The 22133-nt window shown below is 46.6% G+C and carries 22 protein-coding genes and 1 riboswitch; of the genes, 18 read left to right on the forward strand and 4 right to left on the reverse strand.

The window, feature by feature from the left end; genetic code table 11:
- Positions 1-20: 20 nt before the first annotated feature.
- The 3 genes from FE296_RS13910 to FE296_RS13920 all read right to left on the reverse strand — a co-directional run bounded on the left by FE296_RS13910 (position 21) and on the right by FE296_RS13920 (position 2333).
- Entirely contained in the window at positions 21-779 is a 759-nt protein-coding gene (locus FE296_RS13910; protein ID WP_124117990.1) for an ABC transporter permease, read from the reverse strand.
- Positions 779-1069: a thiamine-binding protein gene (locus FE296_RS13915; protein WP_124117988.1), complete on the reverse strand. Its 291-nt coding sequence runs from the start codon at positions 1067-1069 to the stop codon at positions 779-781. The genes FE296_RS13910 and FE296_RS13915 overlap by 1 nt, the downstream gene beginning before the upstream one ends.
- Before the next feature lie 223 nt (positions 1070-1292).
- Positions 1293-2333, reverse strand: a complete 1041-nt coding sequence (locus FE296_RS13920) for an ABC transporter substrate-binding protein (RefSeq protein ID WP_150365301.1) — start codon at positions 2331-2333, stop codon at positions 1293-1295.
- 220 nt (positions 2334-2553) lie between these two features.
- A riboswitch (TPP riboswitch) is annotated at positions 2554-2666 on the reverse strand.
- Positions 2667-3211: 545 nt separating this feature from the next.
- On the opposite strand from FE296_RS13920, the gene FE296_RS13925 reads away from it, so the two are divergent.
- Both FE296_RS13925 and FE296_RS13930 read left to right on the forward strand, forming a co-directional pair.
- On the forward strand, positions 3212-4501 hold the full coding sequence (locus FE296_RS13925) for a phospholipase D-like domain-containing protein (protein ID WP_190945220.1): 1290 nt from the start codon (positions 3212-3214) through the stop codon (positions 4499-4501).
- Between the two features lie 22 nt (positions 4502-4523).
- A complete protein-coding gene (locus FE296_RS13930) occupies positions 4524-4745 on the forward strand; it encodes a DUF2798 domain-containing protein (protein WP_486187797.1) in 222 nt (73 codons plus the stop codon).
- A gap of 421 nt (positions 4746-5166) precedes the next feature.
- Here the strand turns inward: FE296_RS13930 and FE296_RS13935 are convergent, their stop codons facing one another.
- Positions 5167-6402, reverse strand: a complete 1236-nt coding sequence (locus tag FE296_RS13935) for an MFS transporter (protein WP_150365304.1) — start codon at positions 6400-6402, stop codon at positions 5167-5169.
- Positions 6403-6790: 388 nt separating this feature from the next.
- Here FE296_RS13935 and serS point away from each other — a divergent pair, with 388 nt between their 5' ends.
- The 16 genes from serS to FE296_RS14015 all read left to right on the forward strand — a co-directional run bounded on the left by serS (position 6791) and on the right by FE296_RS14015 (position 22035).
- Entirely contained in the window at positions 6791-8083 is a 1293-nt protein-coding gene (gene serS, locus FE296_RS13940; protein WP_150365306.1) for a serine--tRNA ligase, read from the forward strand.
- Positions 8084-8538: 455 nt separating this feature from the next.
- Positions 8539-9645: an Ig-like domain-containing protein gene (locus FE296_RS13945; protein WP_150365307.1), complete on the forward strand. Its 1107-nt coding sequence runs from the start codon at positions 8539-8541 to the stop codon at positions 9643-9645.
- Positions 9646-10030: 385 nt separating this feature from the next.
- Complete coding sequence (locus FE296_RS13950) at positions 10031-10582, forward strand: GrpB family protein (protein ID WP_124117977.1); 552 nt, start codon at positions 10031-10033, stop codon at positions 10580-10582.
- 4 nt (positions 10583-10586) lie between these two features.
- Positions 10587-10994, forward strand: a complete 408-nt coding sequence (locus tag FE296_RS13955) for a ribosomal maturation YjgA family protein (protein WP_150365308.1) — start codon at positions 10587-10589, stop codon at positions 10992-10994.
- Between the two features lie 28 nt (positions 10995-11022).
- The gene (locus FE296_RS13960; protein WP_150365310.1) at positions 11023-11580 is read left to right on the forward strand and encodes a GNAT family N-acetyltransferase; all 558 of its coding nucleotides are present in this window, start codon (positions 11023-11025) and stop codon (positions 11578-11580) included.
- A 51-nt stretch (positions 11581-11631) separates the two neighbouring features.
- Positions 11632-11961 (forward strand): DUF952 domain-containing protein, encoded by a 330-nt coding sequence (locus FE296_RS13965; RefSeq protein ID WP_091038169.1) that lies wholly within the window; start codon positions 11632-11634, stop codon positions 11959-11961.
- A gap of 68 nt (positions 11962-12029) precedes the next feature.
- Positions 12030-12620, forward strand: a complete 591-nt coding sequence (locus FE296_RS13970) for a DUF1572 family protein (protein ID WP_150365311.1) — start codon at positions 12030-12032, stop codon at positions 12618-12620.
- Positions 12617-13207, forward strand: a complete 591-nt coding sequence (locus FE296_RS13975) for a histidine phosphatase family protein (protein ID WP_124117969.1) — start codon at positions 12617-12619, stop codon at positions 13205-13207. The genes FE296_RS13970 and FE296_RS13975 overlap by 4 nt, the downstream gene beginning before the upstream one ends.
- 3 nt (positions 13208-13210) lie before the next feature.
- Positions 13211-14044 (forward strand): DUF2785 domain-containing protein, encoded by an 834-nt coding sequence (locus tag FE296_RS13980; protein WP_150365313.1) that lies wholly within the window; start codon positions 13211-13213, stop codon positions 14042-14044.
- 39 nt (positions 14045-14083) lie between these two features.
- Positions 14084-14800 carry a 5-oxoprolinase subunit PxpB gene (pxpB, locus tag FE296_RS13985; RefSeq protein ID WP_150365315.1) on the forward strand — a complete coding sequence of 239 codons (717 nt, stop codon included), beginning with the start codon at positions 14084-14086 and terminating at the stop codon, positions 14798-14800.
- Positions 14797-15828 (forward strand): 5-oxoprolinase subunit C family protein, encoded by a 1032-nt coding sequence (locus FE296_RS13990; protein ID WP_150365316.1) that lies wholly within the window; start codon positions 14797-14799, stop codon positions 15826-15828. Before pxpB ends, FE296_RS13990 begins: the two co-directional genes overlap by 4 nt.
- Positions 15828-16601, forward strand: coding sequence for a LamB/YcsF family protein (locus tag FE296_RS13995; RefSeq protein WP_150365318.1), 774 nt, complete (start codon positions 15828-15830; stop codon positions 16599-16601). The genes FE296_RS13990 and FE296_RS13995 overlap by 1 nt, the downstream gene beginning before the upstream one ends.
- An 86-nt stretch (positions 16602-16687) precedes the next feature.
- On the forward strand, positions 16688-17146 hold the full coding sequence (locus FE296_RS14000; protein WP_124117959.1) for an NUDIX domain-containing protein: 459 nt from the start codon (positions 16688-16690) through the stop codon (positions 17144-17146).
- A gap of 450 nt (positions 17147-17596) precedes the next feature.
- A complete protein-coding gene (locus FE296_RS14005) occupies positions 17597-18013 on the forward strand; it encodes a pyridoxamine 5'-phosphate oxidase family protein (RefSeq protein WP_074093246.1) in 417 nt (138 codons plus the stop codon).
- 476 nt (positions 18014-18489) lie between these two features.
- On the forward strand, positions 18490-20763 hold the full coding sequence (locus tag FE296_RS14010) for a bifunctional 2',3'-cyclic-nucleotide 2'-phosphodiesterase/3'-nucleotidase (protein WP_150365320.1): 2274 nt from the start codon (positions 18490-18492) through the stop codon (positions 20761-20763).
- A 213-nt stretch (positions 20764-20976) separates the two neighbouring features.
- Entirely contained in the window at positions 20977-22035 is a 1059-nt protein-coding gene (locus FE296_RS14015) for an EAL domain-containing protein (protein WP_150365321.1), read from the forward strand.
- Positions 22036-22133: the final 98 nt, after the last annotated feature.

Below are 22133 nucleotides of genomic sequence, written 5' to 3' on the forward strand. Positions count from 1 at the left end.
AGATTACATTACATGCTTTACTACCGCTTCTGTGGCCGCCAGCGCACGAGCAGCTTCTCCAGAAGGGCAATGAACAGGAAGAGCAGCAAGCTGAGCGCGACAATAATCATGATCGCCACGAATAGGCGGTCCGTGCGATAAGCCGACTTTTGCAGCATCATATAATAACCAATACCCTTGTCTGCGCCAATCCATTCGGCGATGATGGCACCCATCACGCTATAGGTAGCAGCGATTTTGACACCGGAGAACACGGATGGCAGCGCATGGGGAAGCTCCAGCTTCCAGAAGATATGATGACGTTTGGCACCAGCCATGCGCATATAGTTCATCATCGCCGCGTCAGTACGGGTCAAGCCGTCCATAGCCGCCACCGCAACGGGGAAGAAGCAGACGAGGATAATGGTAATCAGCTTGGGCAACAGCCCGAATCCGAACCAAATTAACAGGAGCGGCGCGAGCGCGATGGTTGGGATATTTTGACTAAGAATAAGTAAAGGGTACAGGGCCGACTTGAGAAAAGGAACCAAATGCAGCACCATTGCAATCAGTAATCCGACCGCTGTTCCAGCGGCGAATCCGATAAGCGTTAACTGAATGGTTGCGGAAGCGTGCATGCCAAGCCGTTCGGCCTGAGTTGCCGCTTCGCGGGCGATATCGGACGGTGCAGGCAGCATCCATTTCTCAATATGGAAGAGGGAGACAGCTCCCTGCCATATCGCTATAAAGAGAATAACCGCCACAATGGGCGGCCATACACTTTTGAAATAGGTATGCATTAGCGATACTTCTCCGTCAGGGTATCCATGCTTAAGCCAGTAGGGCTATGGGCGATTTTGATCTGGGAGATGATGCTTGGACTGCCAGCCTCCACGAGTACCTCGTGCATTTTACGGACAACCTCCAGCAGTTCCTCCAGTTCCCCCTCCATTGTGGTGTCGAGCGCGTTCACCTGATATTTTAGGCCGGATTGCTGAATAACTTCAATGGCGCGATCTACGTAAGGATAAGAGTTCTCGCCATTTGGCGTTTTCGGAATAACCTGAATGCTAAGTAGTGTGCTTGCCATGAGAGATCACGGCTCCTTTCGTGATATATAAAATGAACCAATGACTGTTACACTTGCCACTTCGATGACAGAATAACCTTCCAATCGCTGTTATCCCCAGATTTTTTTGATTCCCTTTCTCTAAGGGAAAATCCGGTGATAAAGGCGACCGCTTCGCTTTTTCACGTTATTTCTGTCCTCTCCGTCCTCGTGTAAATATTAAGTTCGTTTTATATGAGAAATTTTATTGGGGTAAAAACTCGTTTGTGTATGCCTTGCTCACGTCGACCTGTTCATCCAGCAGTTTTTTGCTGAACATCCAGTCGGTGTAATTCTGCCACACTTCCTGTTTTTGTTCTCCCCAGCGTGGGGCATCATCCGTGTACTTTGGACTAAGCCATTTCTGGCTTGCCGACACTAATTCCTTATCCAGATCCGGTACGGCCTTGATCAGAATATTCGCTGCGTCTTCGGGATGATCAATTGCGTATTGATATCCTTCTGAAGTGGCTTTCAGGAATGCTTTCACCAACTCAGGGTCGTTCTGAATCGTCTGCTCGTTTGTTACGAGGACAGGCGTGTAGTAATCCAATGCATCTGAATAATCCTTCACATACAACATGTCGATGGGTTCCCCGCGCAGTTCGGCTTCAATACCCGTCCAGGCGTAGAAAATCCATGCAAAATCAATGTCCCGTTTTACTGCGGTGAAAAAGTCGGCGTCACCCATATTAATGTTTTTTACTTTCGATACATCGGCTCCGTCGCCTTCCATGATGGATTGCATCACGGCTTCTTCGACTGGGGAACCCCAACCGCCATAGGTTTTACCTTCAAAATCTTTCGGTGACTTGATATTCCGATCCGTCGGAGCAGCGAACCCGGATGTATTATGCTGAATAACTGCTGCAATGGAGACCAATGGAACACCCTGTGTGCGGGCTTGAGTTACACTCTCCTGATAACTTACGCCAAAAGGCACTTCATTCGAGGCAACCATTGTATCTGCGCCACCGGCACCTGGTTGTACAATCTCTACATTCAAGCCCTCAGCCTTGTAAAATCCTTGATCCACAGCCGCATACAGGCCGGTATGATTCGTATTTGGTGTCCAGTCGAGCACCACTTTAATATCTTTCAGGGCGGCAGTGTCACCTTTGTTGCTGCTTTCCGTATTTGTGTTGCCGTTCTGACCAGCTGGGGCAGCTTCTTTGCCACCACATGCGGCTACAGTCACCATAAGCACGCATAAGAGCAACAATCCCATCGTTTTACGCCATTTCATCTGTGGTTCTCTCCTTCGGTATGTCCGGCCGATTGGCACGGGGTACTCCTTGGCTTCATATCCAATCATCTTGCATAAATCGACAGATTTATACCAGTTGAGATCTGGATAACGTCACTTTTTTTAGCTCTCTGGCTATATAAAAGAACATTAAAAAAGCGTCCCGTAATCCGGGACGCGTGCAGGCGTTAGAGAGGTGGCGTTCAGCATAGGGCTGTGCCATTTCGATATACTCCGATTCCTACGCTGGCATGATCCAGATCAGGTCTAAGGGTTAGTATCTTGGTGGGATACACTCTCAGCCGGCCAATTCCGACTCCCCTGGGAAACTATGAAGTTACGGGCATTACTAGGTGTAATTATAGGTCAGAGGCCCATTCGTGTCCAGTCAGGAACTGGATGGGGACACGTATGAACTTATCAAACAGGCCGTTATACATATGTATATCAGCCTGTTTAGATGTGTTATTTTCAATAATTATCGTGGTGAATCCTATAAGGAAATCTGGCTGAGTGCAAAAGCATCGGATAGTGGGTCATAGCCTAAGTGCTGAAGATCCGGAAGGCTCCCAACAAATACTTAGATCAAATCGGATGTTTGATATCTCGTCGCATAAGGGCTGTTTTTCCTATTTCAGTGATCAGCTTTTGCCGTTTGACCTTGACCGGGGTCGCTTGATTTATTTAAAAAACATAATTTAGATACAAAAGGAGATAGTACTGCTATACAAATAATTACTTTTTACATAAAAATGGGGGCGTACTGAATGATCCTTAAAATCATATTCGCAATTATTCTGTCCTATTGTATCTACGTTTTTTTCACAGCTTACCTTTTATTTTTGGTTCCGTCTCCAGCTACTATTGAAAATACGGATATGCAAAAATCGATAACAGAAGGAAGTACAACAGATCGCGTATTGCTCTTGGAGGACGGCTTTCAATCCGGTCAGGTGAGAATCCAGACCATTCGAGAGGCGAAAACAAGCATCGACGTGGCTTATTACTCCATTCAAAAAGGAAAAACATCTAAACTCTTTTTTGCTGCTTTATTCGATGCAGCTGATCGGGGTGTTCATGTTCGAATCATTTTAGACGGGATTTTTCACAGCATGCGTGGAGAATTGCGTGATATTCCAGATGCCATTGCAGCTCACCCCAATGTGGAATTAAGATATTATGAACCACTCCACATATTTATGCCATGGACATGGCATAACCGTCTGCATGACAAGATCCTTCTTGTCGACAACACATATGGCATCATTGGCGGCCAAAATATTGGTGATAAATACATGGCATTGCAACCCCCAAAAGACTATGTATTCGATCGGGATGTCCTTGTTTACAATCCAAATCATAATACGAACAGCACGGTTGTTGAAATGAAAAAATATATAGATCGGTTATGGAGCCATCCATTCACCAAACCAGAAAAACATACAAAACGTCAGCATCATGCAAAAGGGTTAAAAGAACTGGCTCAGCTGGCTCAGTTATATAAAAAAGCTCAGGCTCAGAGCGATCCTTTTGTTAAAGTGTTGCCGAAGGAATGGGCTCAAGAAACTCTTCATTCCGACCACGTCACTTTCATTCACAATCCAATCCAAAGGCTGTATAAAGAACCGATCATGTGGAGAGCATTTGTTCATTTCGCCAATCAAGCAAAGTCGAAAGTGTACCTTCAGACGCCATATGCCATTCCTACCAAGAAAATGATGAAAGCCGTACATCTGTCGATGAATCCAGAAACAGAATGGGTCATGCTAACCAATTCAATCCAGCAGACCCCTAACCCTTTGGCTTTCGCGGGATACTTAAGTTCTAAGAAGCGGTTACTTGATACCAATCTGGCCATTTATGAATACCAAGGCCCTTATTCCATACACGGCAAATCATTTGTTATGGATGATTACCTCAGCATGGTTGGTTCGTATAACCTTGATCCCAGATCTGCCTTTCTAAATACAGAATCTGCTGTGGTCATTTCTGGTTCTGCATTCGCCGACCAACTAACAGAGGCTATGGATATCAAACGTGCACACAGTACGCGTGTGAATAAAGGTGACTATCCAGCAGAATCTACGAATCAGAAAGGCTCTGTTTTCAAACGAATGGCAATCACAGCTTTATCCAAACTGTCTTTTCTCTGGAAATTTATGTTGTAGTAAAAGAACCCACAATCTTGGCATGGTTCTGATCATGTCCATGTATGGAATGATCTCGGCATATCTCGCTGATCAATTAAGTGGGTCATCCGTACTCCGTACGTATCTCCATACAATCGCTCGTAACTTCAGCCTGGCGCTTCCATATCAGTTGATCGTTCTGGGACCACTCGTGCGATATGTATTTGGTAAATTCATCAAGGATAACGGGCCTGTAATGCCTGTCGTTAACAAAAGTGTGTGATTCGGTTGGCCATAAGTATTTCCTGGGCAATCTTGTGCAAATGAATAGATCGTATTCTCACCTGTAATGAAAGGTGATCTGAGGCAAAGATAGGATACTTTTCACCATGATTACAGCGCTAACGAATCGAGGACATCTTATTCGGCCAGTTTTTAGGGAATGAAAAAAGTAACGAATCTCAGCGGTGTTATTATGCAAAAACCTCCAACGAGGCATTTAATTGAAGCTAATTATCTATAATAACGTCTCCAGGATTCGTTAGATTTCAAATATGCAGAAATGGAGGGGGATAGCGTGTGCTAGGTTCGTTAGAACAGAGTAACGCTAAAACAAAATGTCCACCGCCAAAGTCATGGAGGTGGACATCTCAATCCCTATAATTGGTATTCCAGCTCTCAGGCTAAGGGCGGATCCATGGCTGTTAAGTCGCTGTATCGACCACATGTTTGTTCTGCCATTGATACGTGATTACACTAATGACAAACAGGCCAACCGCAAAGATGGCAAGCATCCATGCAGACTGATTAACCGCCAGATGATCAAGACTCCATCCCGTGGTCAAAGGAAGAATGGCACCGCCAACCCCACCTGAGGCAATCAAAATGCTAGGGGTGGATTCTTCGGTTCCAGGCAGCAGTTTACTGGCGAAGACAAGAGCAATGGAGAATATCCCTGACATCGCAAGTCCAAGCAGCAAGATGATGAGAAATGCAGACCAGATTTGGTTTGTAAATGGAAATACCATTAACAAGAGAACAGATGCGAGACAACTGTACAGGACATAGACGCGGTATTGGAATTTCTCTGCGATGTATCCGGCGAAGAGTCGTCCCACGGACATGGCAATCCAGAAACAGGTGACACTAAGTGCTGCTCCGGCTTCCTTCATGTTCATTTTCTCAATCAGAATCGCTGGCATGAAGTTCGCAAGACTCATCTCTGTGCCAACATATAGGAAGAAGAACAGGACGAATAATACCAAAAGAGTCCTGTTACGGCCCCGATAGGCTGGACCGGGTGTAGTGGCAGCTACGGGATGCATCTCACCTGATGCGCCGGCAGTATGGGCATGTACTAAACCGTTATTAGAACTACGTCGCTCCAGAACCTTATCGAGTTCACCAAATGATCCTTTTGCCCAGAAAACAAAGGTCAGCGCTGCGCAGATCGCAACAACGAGAAAGGAAAGGCGCCAGTATCCGGCAGCAATCAGACCACTGGAAATGAGCGGCATGACCATAGCCCCGATCCCAAATAACACTTCCAGTCGACTCATGGCAACGGCAGTATTTTCTTTGATTGCAGCAATGATAATGGTACCAATGACAGCTTCAACCATTCCGAATCCAAAGCCGGCAGCGGGTGCAATGACGAACATCCAGCCCCATGGTGGCAACAACATATAGGATAATTCTGCGATACAGAGTAGTGCTAGGGCGATTAACAAGCCTCCCCGTTTACCAAAGCGTCGGTTCAGCCATGGAGATAACAATACACCGCCCAGGAATCCGGCAAATTGAGCAAAGATCAGCGTTCCGCCTTGGCTATAATCTTTGCCGTAATATTCAAGTGCAACCGGCAGAATGGAACCGAGCACAACGTGGGCAAGTCCAATCAGGAAATAGGACAGACATCCGATCCAAAGTAATTTTTTCATAAAGAACTCCTTCTACTTATATACATAAATTGAGGATCACATTAAAGCGCAATCTTGAAGACAAAGTCTATCATAACAGGACATGTTAAGTTGTGCCATGAATTCCTGATCGATACAAAAGGTTGCAATTTGGTCCGGCGTTCGTATATACTGAGACACAACAATTACAGATCGGACCATGCCGTTGAAGAGCATCCAACTCGGAGGCGTTTTCGCCAGGGGAGCGATATTTCCCCAAGTTAACCGGAACCGCCCGTTATCGCGGACCAAGAGGCTGGAAACAGGATATCCTGATTCAGCAAGTTGGGTGGCACCGCGAGCAGAGCGCTCCTCGTCCCAAGGGATGAGGGCGCTCTTTGTATTTTTACAGCCAAAGGAGACGGTGACCATGTTGGAAATGAAGTGGATTCGTGCACATGCTGATGAGGTTCAGGCAGCAGCAGACGGGAAAAAAATCAAGATTAACATTCGCACATTGCTGAAGCTGGACGAGGAACGCAGAGCACTTTTACAGGAATCGGAAGAAGGGCGTAGATTACGCAATACGTTATCCGCAGACATTGGCGGACTCATGCAAGCCGGTAATCGGGAAGAGGCCGATGGTTTGCGGGCGCAGGTGAAACAGCTCAATGAACAGTTGGAACAGGTGGAAGCGAAGCTCGCCCCTGTACAGGAGGAAGTAACCAGGCTGCAGTGGCTGGTACCCAATATCGTATCCCCGGATACCCCGAAAGGCACGTCGGATGCGGATAATGTGGAGCTGCGACGTGTGGGAGAGGTGCCAACGTTCGAGTATAACAACAAAGATCACGTGGAACTTGGGGAGTTGCATGATCTGATCGATATTCCCCGTGGCGTTAAGATTGGTGGTACGCGAAGCTATGTATTAAAAGGCGCTGGCCTGTTATTGCATCGGGCAGTACAGCAACTTGCGCTGGATCTGCTGCTGAAGCACGGGTTTACACCGATGGAGGTACCGCTGATGGTCAGGGAGGATGCCTTGGTAAACACCGGATTCTTCCCAACCGGTCGAGATCAGGTCTACGAACTTGAAGGGGAGAATAAGTGGCTGGTGGGAACTTCTGAAGTGCCGCTGGTCTCGTATTATTCGGATGAGATTGTTGATGTTCAAGAGCCTGTGAAGCTGGCCGCGGTATCGACGTGTTTCCGCAGTGAAGTTGGCTCCGGCGGACGTGATGTACGCGGATTGTATCGTGTGCACCAATTTGCCAAAGTTGAGCAGGTCATCCTCTGTGCCCCTGATGCGGAAGAATCGGAGCACATGTTGCAAGAGATTACGGGACACGCTGAGGAATTGCTGCAATTACTGGAACTGCCGTATCGTGTTGTCGCCGTATGTACTGGGGACATGTCGCAGAAAACGTACAAACAGTATGACATCGAGACCTGGATGCCGAGCCGCGGTGCATATGGAGAAACCCATTCGTCGTCGAATCTGCATGATTTTCAGGCTCGCCGTTCGAACATTCGTTGCCTGGATGCCGAAGGCAAGTTGGCCTATTGTCACACACTCAATAATACGGCGGTGGCATCGCCGCGTATCCTGATTCCGTTGCTTGAGAATCATCAGCAGGAGGATGGAAGCATTCGGATTCCGGTAGCCCTGCGGCCCTATATGTGCGGCGCGGAGAGCTTGATTTTGCCAGAGCAGATGAAGTGAATTAGAGAGGTTATATAATGCTTTAGGCAGTAGAAGAGGGGATGTTCCATACGTCTTGTAAAATGACGGTGGACATCCCCTTTTAAATGATAACGCAATTTAATTAATCAATCCCCTAATACTTTGTGCCAAATTTACTAATCTGGTTAATTCTCGGACCTAAGGTATAGCTTACTTTCTTGTTCACAAAATTCTTCGTTTATGTAAGTAAATAAAATTATATTTTAAATGTTAAAGTAGCTTCTATTCACGCTCGTTAATGATTTCAATTTGTCCAGATTCAAAAGCTTTTTTGAAACGATTTCGGGCTGCAGTATTACGAGACCTTCCCATATTATACAATGAAATTCATGAATTGTTCCAAGGCTCCCACTTACGTTATTCAACTTATACAATTTGTATCCGATATAATATAATAGAAGTAAAATATTGGATTATGGGAGTTGGAGATAGAAATGAGTAGAATCAAACTGGCGCTTCGAGGCACACTTGCTCTAATTATTGCATTAACCGTACTGGTCCCTTCGTTGGCCTTGGCGGCTACTGGTGACGTGAAATCGATTGAAATAACCAATAGCAGCCCGCAGAAGATGAGTGTTTCCGAAACAGCTGCGCTTCAGGTGATGGCAACGGTAGAAGGTTTTGATAACAAGCAGGATGTTACCGAAGGTGTGACTTGGTCCACCAGTAATGCAGCGGTTGCGACGATGGTGAAAGGCAAAGTCAAGGCTGTAGCCGCAGGCGAAGCAACCATTTTTGCAGAAGTAGACGGGTCTAAAGCCCAGTTGGTTGTCCAAGTGCAGGAGAAGATCAAAAGCATCAAAGCTTCACCGAAATCTTACAGTTTTGTTAAAGGAAGTGAAAGCACCCTTCCGAAAGTAAGCATCACCCGTGCGAATGGTAAGGAAGAGGATGTGACGTCTGAGATTGTGTGGTCCGTATCCACTTCTTCGGCTGTGCTGGAAAACGGTAAAATCAAAGGCGTTACACCCGGCAGAGTATTGCTGCAAGGTAAGTACGGAACAACGATTGTAAAAGTTCCTGTTGCCGTGACGGACGAGATTACCAAAGTTGAAGTCACTCCTGCCACAATGCAGCTGAACATCAAGAAGTCCAAGGCGTTGAAGGTCATCGGCACCTACGCAAACGGCAAAACGATTAACCTTTCGAAACAAGTGATATGGACCTCTTCCAATACAAATGTGGCTATCGTGAAAAATGGAGCCGTTAAGACGCTGACCGAGGGACAAGCCACCTTGACAGGAACTTATCAAAATCAGACAATAAAGGCAGAGGTTACCGTTGTACCTTTGCTCAAAAAGCTGATTACTGGCCAGAAAAAACTGGTTTTGTCCCCACAGGGAAGCACAACACTGAGTGTGATGGCCCAGTATGATACGGGCAAGACCACTGTTGTGACCAACAGTGCGGTGTGGAGCAGCACAAAGCCGGGCGTAGCGACAGTAACAAATGGCAAGATCGTGGCTGTAGGCAAAGGTAAAACGTCTATCACGGCCAAGTGGGGCAACAAAAAAGTGACGATCCCTGTTACGGTAAAATAAATCTTCGTATAATGAAGCGCTTTGCATAAATCAAAACATAAATTCAGTACATCATCACGTTAAATAGCATTATATGATCAAGGGTATCAGACAATTAGGGGCGTAGACATACGCTCCTTTTTGGATATATAGAAATATGTATCTTGGATGCCTTCTGCTAGAACAACAATATAACGGGATGGGATGGGATGAAAATGAAAGCTTCAATTATAAGCTCAGACTCTAACTCTAGTGATCTGGCTTACCTGAAATATCTTCTATTATCCTTAAGTTCCACACTTACATTTCAACGGAGTACTACGATTAAGCGCATGAAGCAACGCACCTATGAAAATTACAGAGAAGGTTACCATTTAAAATGTCATAGTGAAGAGGAGGTTCTTGAATGAAAGATCCAATGCAACCAGAGAACTGGCCTGCCTGGGCGACAGAGGCGGTAGAGATTGCTCCAGCCAACCCCAACTGGGACGCACAGGCTCAGGAAGAAATCCGGCAACTCAAACGTCTTCTACAGCAGTTTAATATCCATCAATTCGAACATATCGGAAGCACATCCATTCCCGGATTACCCGCCAAACCCATTATTGATTTGATGGCAGAGGTACAGTCATGGGAGGATATGGATCTGATTGCCGATCAGCTGAATCCGGTGGGCTGGAATTACGTTCCGCCTGAACTGGATGGACGGGAGTACAGACGATTCTGGGTCAGAGTTAAGGATGGCAAGAGAGCTGTGCACCTTCATCTAATGCGCCCGGGAGAAGAACGCTGGGATCGTCAAATTCGGTTTCGGGATGTGCTGAGAAAACGCCCAGATCTGGTGGAAGCTTACGCCGTCCTGAAGGCGAAGCTTGCTGATGAGAATAAAGAAGACAGGGAATCGTATACCGCCGCCAAAACGCAATTTATTTTACAAGTGCTTGATGAAGGCGTGTGATTGATTGAAAAGCGTACTTATCAGAGACAGGCTGATCTATTTCTTCGCAGTCATGATGACCATGGCGGCAGGACTCGCATCCAGACACTTTGGTGAACGATTGCCGGGTTGGGTGCATGAACATTTCGGGGATGCATTATGGGCGGGCATGATTTATTTCGGAGTACGCATGGTGTGGCCTCATCGCAGCTTGGTATGGGCGATGTGTTTGAGCTGTGTATTCAGCTGGATGATTGAGTTCTCGCAGTTGATTCAGACGCCTTGGCTGATTGAGATACGCTCAACCGTATGGGGTGCTCTTATTTTGGGACATGGTTTTCTGGTAATCGATCTGATTCGGTATACGGTCGGTATTCTGTGCATGGTTATGATAGATCGTTATTTCCTGAGAAATAAGATGGCTGGATCATAAACTCAAGTGAATCATGGAGGTGTACTGAATGAATGTAGAAAAACTTTTTGCCGAATCGCCGGAATTCGAAACACAGCGGTTAAAGCTGAGACGCCTTGCGATGGATGATCTCGATGAATATTATGCATTTGCCTCTGATCCGCGAGTGAGTCAGCAGAGCTTGTGGAACTGCCATGAGACGATGGAGGATTCAATTCAATATATTCAGCGGGTACTGGATAATTATGAACGGAAAACGGTACATATCTGGGCTTTTATTTTGAAGGAAACAGGAAGCTTGATCGGGAGAGGGGGCATCTTTCATCTCAACGAACCCATGCAGAGTGCTGAACTAGGGTATGCGATAGCCAGCATTCACTGGGGTAAGGGTCTTGCAGCAGAAGCAATGCAACCTATCGTGGATTATTGCTTTCGGGAATTGGACTGCAATCGGTTGGATGGGAAATGTAATGCAGGCAACATAGGCTCTGCACGCGTAATGGAGAAGCTGGGCATGTCGTACGAAGGTTTGTTACGCAAACAGTTGAAGATCAAAGGTGTATTTACGGATCAAAAATTGTACTCCCGTATCCGGGATGATCTATAATACTTCCAATGCCACATAGGGTGCATCGCAGAAATTGAAGGAGGCGGAACCATGATCTATAGTATTATTTCCCGTTCGTTGTGGGAGCAAGTGTCAAAAGGGAGTGAGTATGCACCAGATAGCCTGGAGACAGACGGATTCATTCATTGTTCCACCAAGGAACAGATCCCATGGGTAGCCGGGCAATATTATGCAGGCCGCACGGATCTGTTATTACTTAGTATTGATGAGAAGGCCTTAAAGCCGGAGCTGGTATATGAGGATCTCTACGAATTGAATGAACTATTTCCACATATCTATGGAGAACTTAATCTGGATGCGGTTCGCAAAGTCATTCCATTTGAACCGAATGCAGACGGCACATTCTCATTTCCTGAATAAATAACATGTGACTCTTCTGTTTGGACGTGATCAGGGGACAACATACTTTTCCGAAGGGTGGTTAACGGATGGATATGAATCAGGTTTTTCTGGAGACAGCGGAGAAGCAATTTCTGTATTACAAGCAGCTCGGGGAAAAAGCCATGGCACAACTGGAGTCCGAGCAATTGTTTCAATCCTGGAATGAAGACGCGAACAGCATTGCGGTTATCGTAAAACATCTATGGGGCAATATGCTGTCCCGTTGGACGGATGTACTGACAACAGATGGTGAGAAACCCTGGCGTGAACGAGATGCTGAATTCGTGAATGATATTACGTCCCGGGAAGAGTTGCTCGCTAAATGGGAAGAAGGCTGGACATGCCTACTCGAAGCCATTCGTTCGTTTACCCCGGAACAATTGTCTCATATCATATACATTCGCAATGAAGGACACACCATCATGGAGGCAATTATTCGGCAATTGGCGCATTATCCGTACCATGTCGGGCAGATTGTATTTGCCGCAAAAATGCTTAAAGAAACAGCTTGGGACAGTCTCTCGATTCCGAGAAACGGGTCTGCTCAATATAATGGCGGCAAATTTGCCAAGCCGAAGGCACGCAAACATTTTACAGAAGATGAACTTCAAATAGAAAAAGGTGAGGAACAACAATGACTCAAATTGCATTGATTCGCCATGGAAGTACAGCGTGGAATAAGGAAAAACGTTCGCAGGGACAGACGGATAATCCGCTGGATCAGGAAGGAAGGGAACAGGCGGTTTTACTTGCTGCGCGACTAGCCGAAGAATCCTGGGATGCCATCTATGCAAGTGACTTGGAGCGCGCAAGTGAGACGGCTCGCATCATTGGTGATCGCTTGGGCATTCAGGAGGTTCATCTGGACCCTAGACTTCGCGAGATGGGTGGAGGACAGGTCGAAGGAACGACGGAAGAGGAACGTATAGCCAAGTGGGGAGCGGATTGGAGTACCCTGGATCTGGGACGGGAGCTTGCAGATGCAGGGACTGTTCGAGGCAGTGCGGTGCTGGAGGATATTGTACAGCAGCACCCTGATGGAAGAGTGATCGTTGTCAGTCACGGGGCCGTTCTGCGGAATACACTGAGAGGTCTGGTGCCTGAACTGGATATCAGCGTGAAACTGTCCAACACATCCATTACCCGGATCGCCAAGAATGAGAATGCGTGGCAATGCGAACTGTACAATTGCAGCGTGCATTTGGATTCGTCCAGGGAGTCTTAATAGATGGATGCTCTGACGTTAAAACAAAAATTACAGCATATTCAGTCGTCTAATCATTCCATTGATCACGAGGAACAGCCTTACGAATTGACACTGCATATGATGAAGCATATTGGCAGTACTGACCCTGTCCTGCGGGATGAATTGATCTATGTTACGTTTGCAACGTGGATTGGACAGGGTGTATTTTCGGAAGATCAGCTAAGGCATGTATTACAGTTGGCGCTGGACGATCAGCACCTGTTCTATGGGATCGGAGAGCAGGGAACGGATAGTGTGTTTACGCGGACGTTCTCCGTATTGTTACTGCCTCCAATTCTGAATGTGGATCGTCAGCGACCTTTCCTGGACAAAGAGGATATCGCAGGGATTCATCATCGGTTGACTACATATCTGAAACGTGAAAAAGATGTTCGCGGCTACGCCGATAATAAGGGCTGGGCGCATGCCCCTGCACACGCGGCGGATGCGGTTGAAGACTTGGCACAATCGCCATATCTGGAGCGAACGGAATTGCTGGAACTTCTGCATGCACTCGCTGTAAAAATAACGGAATCAAGTGTGGTTTACATCCATGATGAAGATCAGCGAATAGCGCATGCCGTAATTACCATTTTGCGTCGCAATCTGCTGGAGCAAAAGGATATTACGTTGTGGATCGATTCTCTTCATCAAGGAGATCAGGCGGTGAACAGATCACTTCTGGAAACCAGTCATAGGAAACTGAATGTGCGTCTGTTTTTGCAGACACTGTATCTTGCGATACGTACAGAAGAAGACGAGCCGTTTCCGGCGGTGCGTTCACTGGTACTGCATGCACTGGAGAGAGATAAATAACGATACGCTAAACGTCGTGGATAAAGGGGGAGATGGCGCATGACCGAATTGACATATGCATGGACGGAAGAGATTTTATCTCCGCTGGGTGAGGCAGCGGTTATCATCCAGTGCGGAGATCAATTGTCTGTCGCGGTGCAGCGCAGAGTGGCGTCTGTATGTGCTTTGCTGGAAAAACGCACTCTGTCGGCCATGATCGAATGGGTGCCTTCATACACGTCCGTTACACTATTTTATGATCCGTTCATCTCCCCGTACCCCGAGTTGTGCCGCGCTCTGCTTCAACAGTTGAACCAAATGAAGGAATCCGTCCAAGACAAACCCAGAACGGTCACGATTCCCGTATGTTATGGTGGCGAGTGGGGGCCTGATCTGGACTACGTTGCCAGTAAACATGGACTGACCGCAGAGGACGTTATTGCGATTCATACATCCGGGGATTATCTCGTACATATGATAGGATTCGCACCGGGTTTTCCGTATCTCGGCGGGTTGTCTGAACAGATTGCTACGCCCAGACGGGCAACGCCAAGGCTTCGGGTTGAGGCTGGCACAGTAGGTATTGGTGGCAAACAGACGGGAATCTATCCAGTGGACACACCCGGAGGATGGCAATGTATTGGACGAACACCACTCCGGTTGTTTCGGCCGGATGAGAAGGTACCGAGTTTGCTGGCAGCAGGAGATCGGGTTCAATTTGAACAGATTACGATGCAGGACTATCTGGCGTTGAAGCGGAAGGAGGGCGAACGATGAGTATTGAGGTGATTCGCCCTGGTCTGTTATCTACCGTTCAGGATGAAGGCAGAACCGGGTATCGCCGGTATGGTATTCATCCTGGAGGGGTCATGGACACCTTTGCAGCCAGAGCAGCCAATATACTTGTGGGCAACTCCCGACATGCGGCAGTGCTGGAGATGACGATGACGGGGCCGGAGCTTCGATTTCAGGAGAGCCAGCTAGTCGCATTATGTGGAGCCGATCTGACGGTAACGGTGGATCATCTGCCTGTACCTTTGTGGCGTCCTGTGCTGGTGCGGGCTGGAAGTGTACTGAAGTTTGGTCATTGTCGTCATGGTTTGCGTGGATATCTGGCGATTGCGGGCGGAATTGCTGTGCCTGAATTGATGGGCAGTCGAAGTACAGACCTCAAGACAGGTCTTGGCGGTGTGGAGGGCCGAGCCTTGGGCGTGGGAGATCTGTTATCCAATGGTGAACCTTTTGCCGAAGCGCGAGTATGGATGCAGCGTATGGAGCAGCAGGTAAAGGAGAGTGAGCAGGACCACCGAATGTTGGCGCCTGCGTGGTTTTTATCTGAACGTGAAAGACCTGACTATTATGGGCAACCTGTTATTCGTGTGATGGAGAGCAAAGATAGTTCGCTGTTCAGCCAAGAAAGTCTTGGACAATTCTATGCCGAAAAATACGTGATTTCTTCGCAATCCGATCGGATGGGCTATCGCTTACAGGGCTCCAGACTGGAGCTGGATCAGCCCTTGGATCGGTTGTCTGAAGCCGTTACCTATGGCACGGTGCAGGTGCCACCTGATGGTCAGCCCATCATCTTGATGGCAGACCATCAGACGATTGGAGGTTATCCTGTCATTGCACAGGTAGCTCGGGTGGATATGCCAATCCTGGCTCAGGTTAGGCCAGGAGCCCGAATTTCTTTTAAGAAAATTACGCATGATCAAGCCGGACAGTTGTATATGGAACAGGAAATCAATATGCAGCTCATGGATAAGCTGATACGCAGAAGAATGGCAGAAATGGGGGGCGCTTAATGAATACCTCGAAAACCTTGGATATCAATTGTGATCTGGGTGAAAGTTATGGTATATATCGCACTCTGTCGGACGAAGCCATTCTACCCTTGATTACATCAGCCAATATTGCCTGCGGATTTCATGCAGGGGACCCGGCTACAATGCGGCTGACTGTGGAGAGGGCATTGAAGCATCAGGTTGCGATTGGAGCCCACCCCGGGTTGCCGGATTTACAAGGGTTTGGCAGAAGACGTATGGATATTACGCCACGGGAAGCATATGACATGGTGGTGTATCAGATCGGTGCCCTGAATGCATTTGTCCGGGTAAGCGGAGGGCGAATGCATCACGTCAAACCGCACGGTGCTTTATACAATATGGCCGCAGAAGATACGGAGCTTGCTGAAGCCATTGTGGAGGCGATCTATCAAGTACAGCCTGATCTGTATTTGTATGGTCTGGCGGGCAGTAAGCTGATTCACGCTGCGGATCGCATCGGTCTGCGCAGTGTGAGCGAGGTGTTTGCGGATCGAACCTATGGGACGGACGGACAGTTAACTCCTCGCAGCCAAGCTGGAGCCCTCATTGAAGATTCGGGACAAGCCATTGCTCAAGTGCTTCGGATGGTGAAAGACGGTGTGGTTGTATCCACGGATGATACGCTGGTTCCCATTAAGGCAGAGACGGTCTGTATCCACGGTGACGGAGCGAACGCTCTCGCATTTGCGCAAGAGATTCGTCACGTCTTGGAATCGGAAGGCATTAGGTTATCTGCGCATACCACGGGATGATACGCATGTTCAGCAGAACAACAGTAGTATCGGGTTGTTCGGATTGAACTTTGAAATTTTGGAATGACAAGGAGTGAATGAACAGAATGAAACCCATACGCAATTCGGCGAAAGCTGTCATTGTGCAGGATGGACGATTGCTGGTCATCCGGCTGGAAGACCAATATGGTACCGCTTATGTGTTCCCGGGTGGAGGACAGGAGAAAGGTGAAGAACTTAAGGATGCGGTCGCGCGCGAATGTCTGGAGGAGATTGGTCAGGCCGTGAACGTGGGAGAGCTGTTACATATCCGGGAGTATATCGGAAAAAATCATGAATTCGCCGAGTGGGATGCAGATATCCACCAGGTTGAATTTTATTTTGCGTGCAGTTTGATCAATCCGAAGGCAACTATTTTTGAAGGCTCCAATCCAGATGACCACCAAGTCGCTGTGGAATGGATTGCACTTGAAGAGCTGTCCCAGATTCGTTTATATCCAAAAACCATTGGTGAGCTACTGCTTCAATCAGGTTCTTCATCAATCTATCTTGGAGATTTGAATTGAAATGATCCTAGGAACGATATGAGATAATCCCTTTATGTAAACATATTTATAAAGGATTTTTCCAGTTTTGTCGCGTTTGCGTATCGGTTCATGGATTCACCATAGGTGAGGTGGGTACACTATAAGTACAGGCTTATTACAGAGCTGCATTAAGCTGGCTCTAGTTATAAGCGATTAATGAACTGTCATTAAACAAAAGAGAGAGTAACAACTACACTTCTCTTTGTACTTTTATTATCTACCCTTAATTGGGAGAACAGTAGACGTAGTGGAGGGGACAGAATCGATTCTGAGGAAGCGAAGCGTTCGCCTTTATCACCGGATTTTCCCTTTGAGAAAAGGGAATCCAAAAAATCCGGGGATAACAGCGATCCAAAGAACGATCCGTACCCGGAACGGCCGCCTACAAGAGTCCTTCCAATATCCCCCAAACCGAAAGGAGCACTTCCCATGAACCAGACTGAATTGGAACAAAACATTGTAAAAGCATTGGAAAACAACCCTTTTTGCAGCTTCTCCACTGTGGAGAATGGTAAACCAAAATCCCGCTATATGGCGCTTTTCAACGATGGACTGAACATTCATCTGGCAACGAACCGCCGTACACACAAAGTAGAGGAACTGGAGAATAATCCGAATGTTAGCCTGCTACTGGGTTACGAGGCTGGTGGTTCCAAGGAAGTGGTTGAGATCGAAGGAACCTGTGAAGTGACGAAGAACGAAGGCTTACGTGAGCAAGTGTGGAACGACGAATTGAAAGCGTGGTTCGATGGACCTAATGATCCGAACTATGTCATTCTGGACATCACTCCGACTCGTATTGAATATACAGGGAAAGATCATGAACATCATGTGTGGGAACAATAATCCAAATATGAACATAACCTCTGCAAAGTAGCGTCCTTATGCGAAAATACCCGCAGAATTCACTCCAACCGTGAAAGCCTTTAAGGTTTCACGGTTTTTGATATGAGTGAATAATGATGAATGGATATACATGTAAGAAACATGTAATATACGTATTTTAAAGCTAATGAGTACTAAATACCTACTAAAATGTTGAAAAAAATGTCGAAATCACGCATGATAATGTAAACTCGCCTAGGTATGTACGGTTAATGTAAAAAATAATGCTTTTCAATGGCTGAACATTGCGTTATGATTTGGAATGTAAACGACAAGCACAGACATAAATAGATGTTCATGTGAGATAAACTTACCTGGGATTCCGATGCATGTCATCAGAGCGTCAGTACGCACAACCCATGAAATCTATCTTTTTTCTGCGCTCTTCGTTTGCCCAATAATGCATGATTCAATGTACATAACCGGGAGGGGTTATTTTGAAAACGAGTAAAAAAGTATTATCAAGCCTGACTGCCGCTTTGGTTGCATTAAACGTGCTTGCGGTGTTTCCGGTACCTGTATCGGCTGCGGATGCTGCCAAAGTTAAACTGCGGATCATGGAGACAACAGATATTCATGACAATCTGATTAACTACGATTATTATTCCGACAAAGAGACAGACCAGTATGGACTCGCCAAAACAGCTACACTGATCAAAAAAGCGCGTGATGAAGCCAAGAACAGCTTGCTGTTTGACAATGGTGATCTGATTCAGGGTAACCCGCTGGGAGACTATGTTGCAAAGATTGATCCACTGAAAAAGGGTGAGACTCACCCTGTATATAAAGCGATGAATCTGCTCGATTATGATGCAGGTAACATCGGTAACCATGAGTTCAACTATGGTCTGGACTTCCTGGACATGACGCTGGAGGGAGCAAACTTCCCTTACATTAATGCCAATGTTTATGTAGACGATGGTGATGATGATGAGACAAATGACAAGAATTACTTCACACCGTATGAGATTTTGGATAAAAAAGTAACGGACGAGACTGGCAAGGAACATACGATCAAAGTGGGTGTGATCGGATTTGTACCGCCACAAATCATGCAGTGGGACAGCGCTAACCTTGAAGGCAAAGTCATCGCCAAGGATATTATTGCTACCGCGAAAAAATTCATTCCTGAAATGAAAGCCAAAGGTGCCGACATTATTGTAGCTATTCCTCACTCCGGATTTGAGGATATCCCTCAAACGGATCTGATGGAGAACTCCGTACTGTACCTGAGCCAAGTAGAAGGCATTAATGCCATTTTGTTTGGACATGCTCACAAAGTATTCCCAAGTGCTGATTTTGCCGGCAAAAAAGGGGTAGACCTTGAGAAAGGTACAATTAATGGAGTTCCTGCTGTAGAGCCAGGGTTCTGGGGTGATCATCTTGGTATTATCGACCTGGATCTGGAGCTGGTTGATGGCAAATGGAAAGTGGTAGATTCCAAAACGGAAGCACGCCCAATCTATGACACTGCGAACAAAAAGCCACTGGTAGATGCGGATCAGGACATCATTGATGCGGTTCATGAAGAGCATGAAGGTACATTGGAGTATGTTCGTGGTCCAGTGGGCGAAACGACAGCACCGATCAACAGCTTCTTCGCTCTGGTTCAGGATGACCCATCCATTCAGATCGTAACGAATGCACAGAAATGGTATGTCGAAAAACATATGCAAGGTACGGAATATGAGAAAATCCCTGTATTGTCCGCAGGTGCACCATTCAAAGCCGGTGGACGTTCAGGCGCTTCGTATTACACGAATATTCCTAAAGGCACCATTGCGATCAAAAACGTTGCTGACCTGTACGTATATCCAAATACGGTACATGCTGTAATGGTTAACGGCGCAGAATTGAAAGAATGGCTGGAATGGTCTGCAGGCCAGTTCAACCAGATCGACCCGGCTAAAGGTGGACAACAACAACTGATCAACAACGACTTCCCGACGTACAACTTCGATGTTATCGATGGGGTAACGTATCTGATTGATGTGACCCAACCAGCCAAATACGATAGCAAAGCTACGATTGTTAATGCATCCGCAAGCCGGATCAAGGACCTGAGCTTTAACGGCAAACCGGTTGACCCAGCACAAAAATTCATTGTAGCGACAAATAACTACCGTGCTTCTTCATCCAAACTGGCTAACCCGGACGGCAAACGGATCGTTCTGGCTGCACCGGATGAGAACCGTCAAGTGATCATCGACTACATCCGCGAGAATAAAACGATTAATCCGGCAGCGGACGGCAACTGGTCCCTGGCACCAATCAAACCATCTGCAGGTGTAACCGCAGCAGCACTTAACGACCTTGAAGTGGTATTCGCATCTTCCCCGGATGCCAAAAATCTGGTAGAAGCGAACCCGGCGATGTCTTTCATTGGTACAAATGATGATGGTTTTGCTGAATACGGCATGAAATTGACTGGAGAAGCAACAACAACTCCGAAACCAGGTTCGGAGCCTGCTCCTACGCCTACAAAGCCAACTAAACCTACGGAGCCGACTACTCCAACCAAACCAACGACCAAGCCACAGCCTGAGAAACCAGCGGGCGGCAAAGTGGTATATGTAGTGAAAAAAGGGGACAACCTGTACCGCATCGGTATGAAATATGGTGTGGACTGGCGCAAGCTGGCAACAGCTAACAAAATCTCGAATGTGCATAACCTGAAAGTTGGACAGAAAATCGTGATTCCCGCTTCTTAAAGTGTAATAAGCTGAGGAGGAGACCGACAGTCATCAGACTGTCGGTCTTTTTTCTGCAAATTTGAATATATTTGTTCCAAGAACCGTCATACAGGAAGTCATCAAAACAGTAGAGATTAATTTTAAGACCCATGATATAATATTTACAAACTTTGGGTATATACAAGTGAACATTAATGGACATGGAATCTAAATTGGCAAGGGGGGTCCTACATGAATTGCAGTGGCTGCAGTCCAATCTATCCTATAGAGGGCCAAGGTACCTTGTACTTGCGTCCCATTTCCCCCGCTTTGCTGGAAGCGCTACAAACGCCGGGAAGACTTATCGAGACGTGGGATGACATGATGTGGATGCATTTTTCGAATCTGGAGACGGTTCAGAGCTTAATAGAACAGATCGGCGAAATCGATCCGACATTACGTGATTCCCTAACTGTTCAGATTATGCCTATATACGAACAGGCTAATGAAGAAAGCTGGATTAGTCTAACCATGCAGGAGTCCCGTTTCAAACATGCGGAGCTTGTTTCCATTATTCTGGAGCATCAATTCAGCAGTCATATGCAACCCATCGTTGATGCATCGGAGCAGATTATCGGATATGAGTTTTTGCTTCGTCCTGCTGAGAATGGCAGATCCTTCAGTTCCTATGAATTATTTGAAGTTGCGCGTGAGACCGGACTACATTCTTTTCTGGATCGATTGGCGCGTATTACTGCTATTGAGACCAGTGCCCTTTTTCTGCCGCATGGTGTCAAACGCTTCGTAAATTTCCTGCCTTCCTCCATATATAATCCCGAATATTGTCTGACACATACGTTTGAAGCGATTGAACGTCTTTCGCTGGACCCTAAAGATTTTGTGTTTGAAGTCGTGGAAACAGAGCAGATTCAGCATATGCCCATCTTGCAGCAAATATTTGAGGTATATCGTTCCCGTGGAATGTCGGTTGCACTGGATGATGTGGGTGCCGGATATTCGACAATAGAGTTGATGAATAGGTTAGAACCGGATTTTGTCAAAATAGATCGAAGTCTTATTGACCGATGTGATCAGGATTCGACCAAACAACAGCAAATTCTTCATATTGTTGAGATGTCGAGTCGATTTGGAGGGCAAGTCCTTGCCGAGGGGATCGAACGAATGGAAGAGTTTGAATTCTGTCGTTCCATAGGTATTGAGCTTGCCCAGGGCTACTATTTTGGTAAACCCTCGGCACAACCGCCAGGCGGTCCGTACTGCAATACTTCATCTAATTTATGTAATAATTAGTAACCTGTACCTTGTACAAGTCGCTTCTGATCAGAGGTGGCTTGTTTGGCGTGCCTGCACATTTTTCTCTCAAATAAATACCCTCATTTAGCCGATAT

Origin of the sequence: Paenibacillus sp. UASWS1643 (assembly GCF_008693195.1) — a bacterium.
Taxonomy (GTDB): domain Bacteria; phylum Bacillota; class Bacilli; order Paenibacillales; family Paenibacillaceae; genus Paenibacillus; species Paenibacillus amylolyticus_B.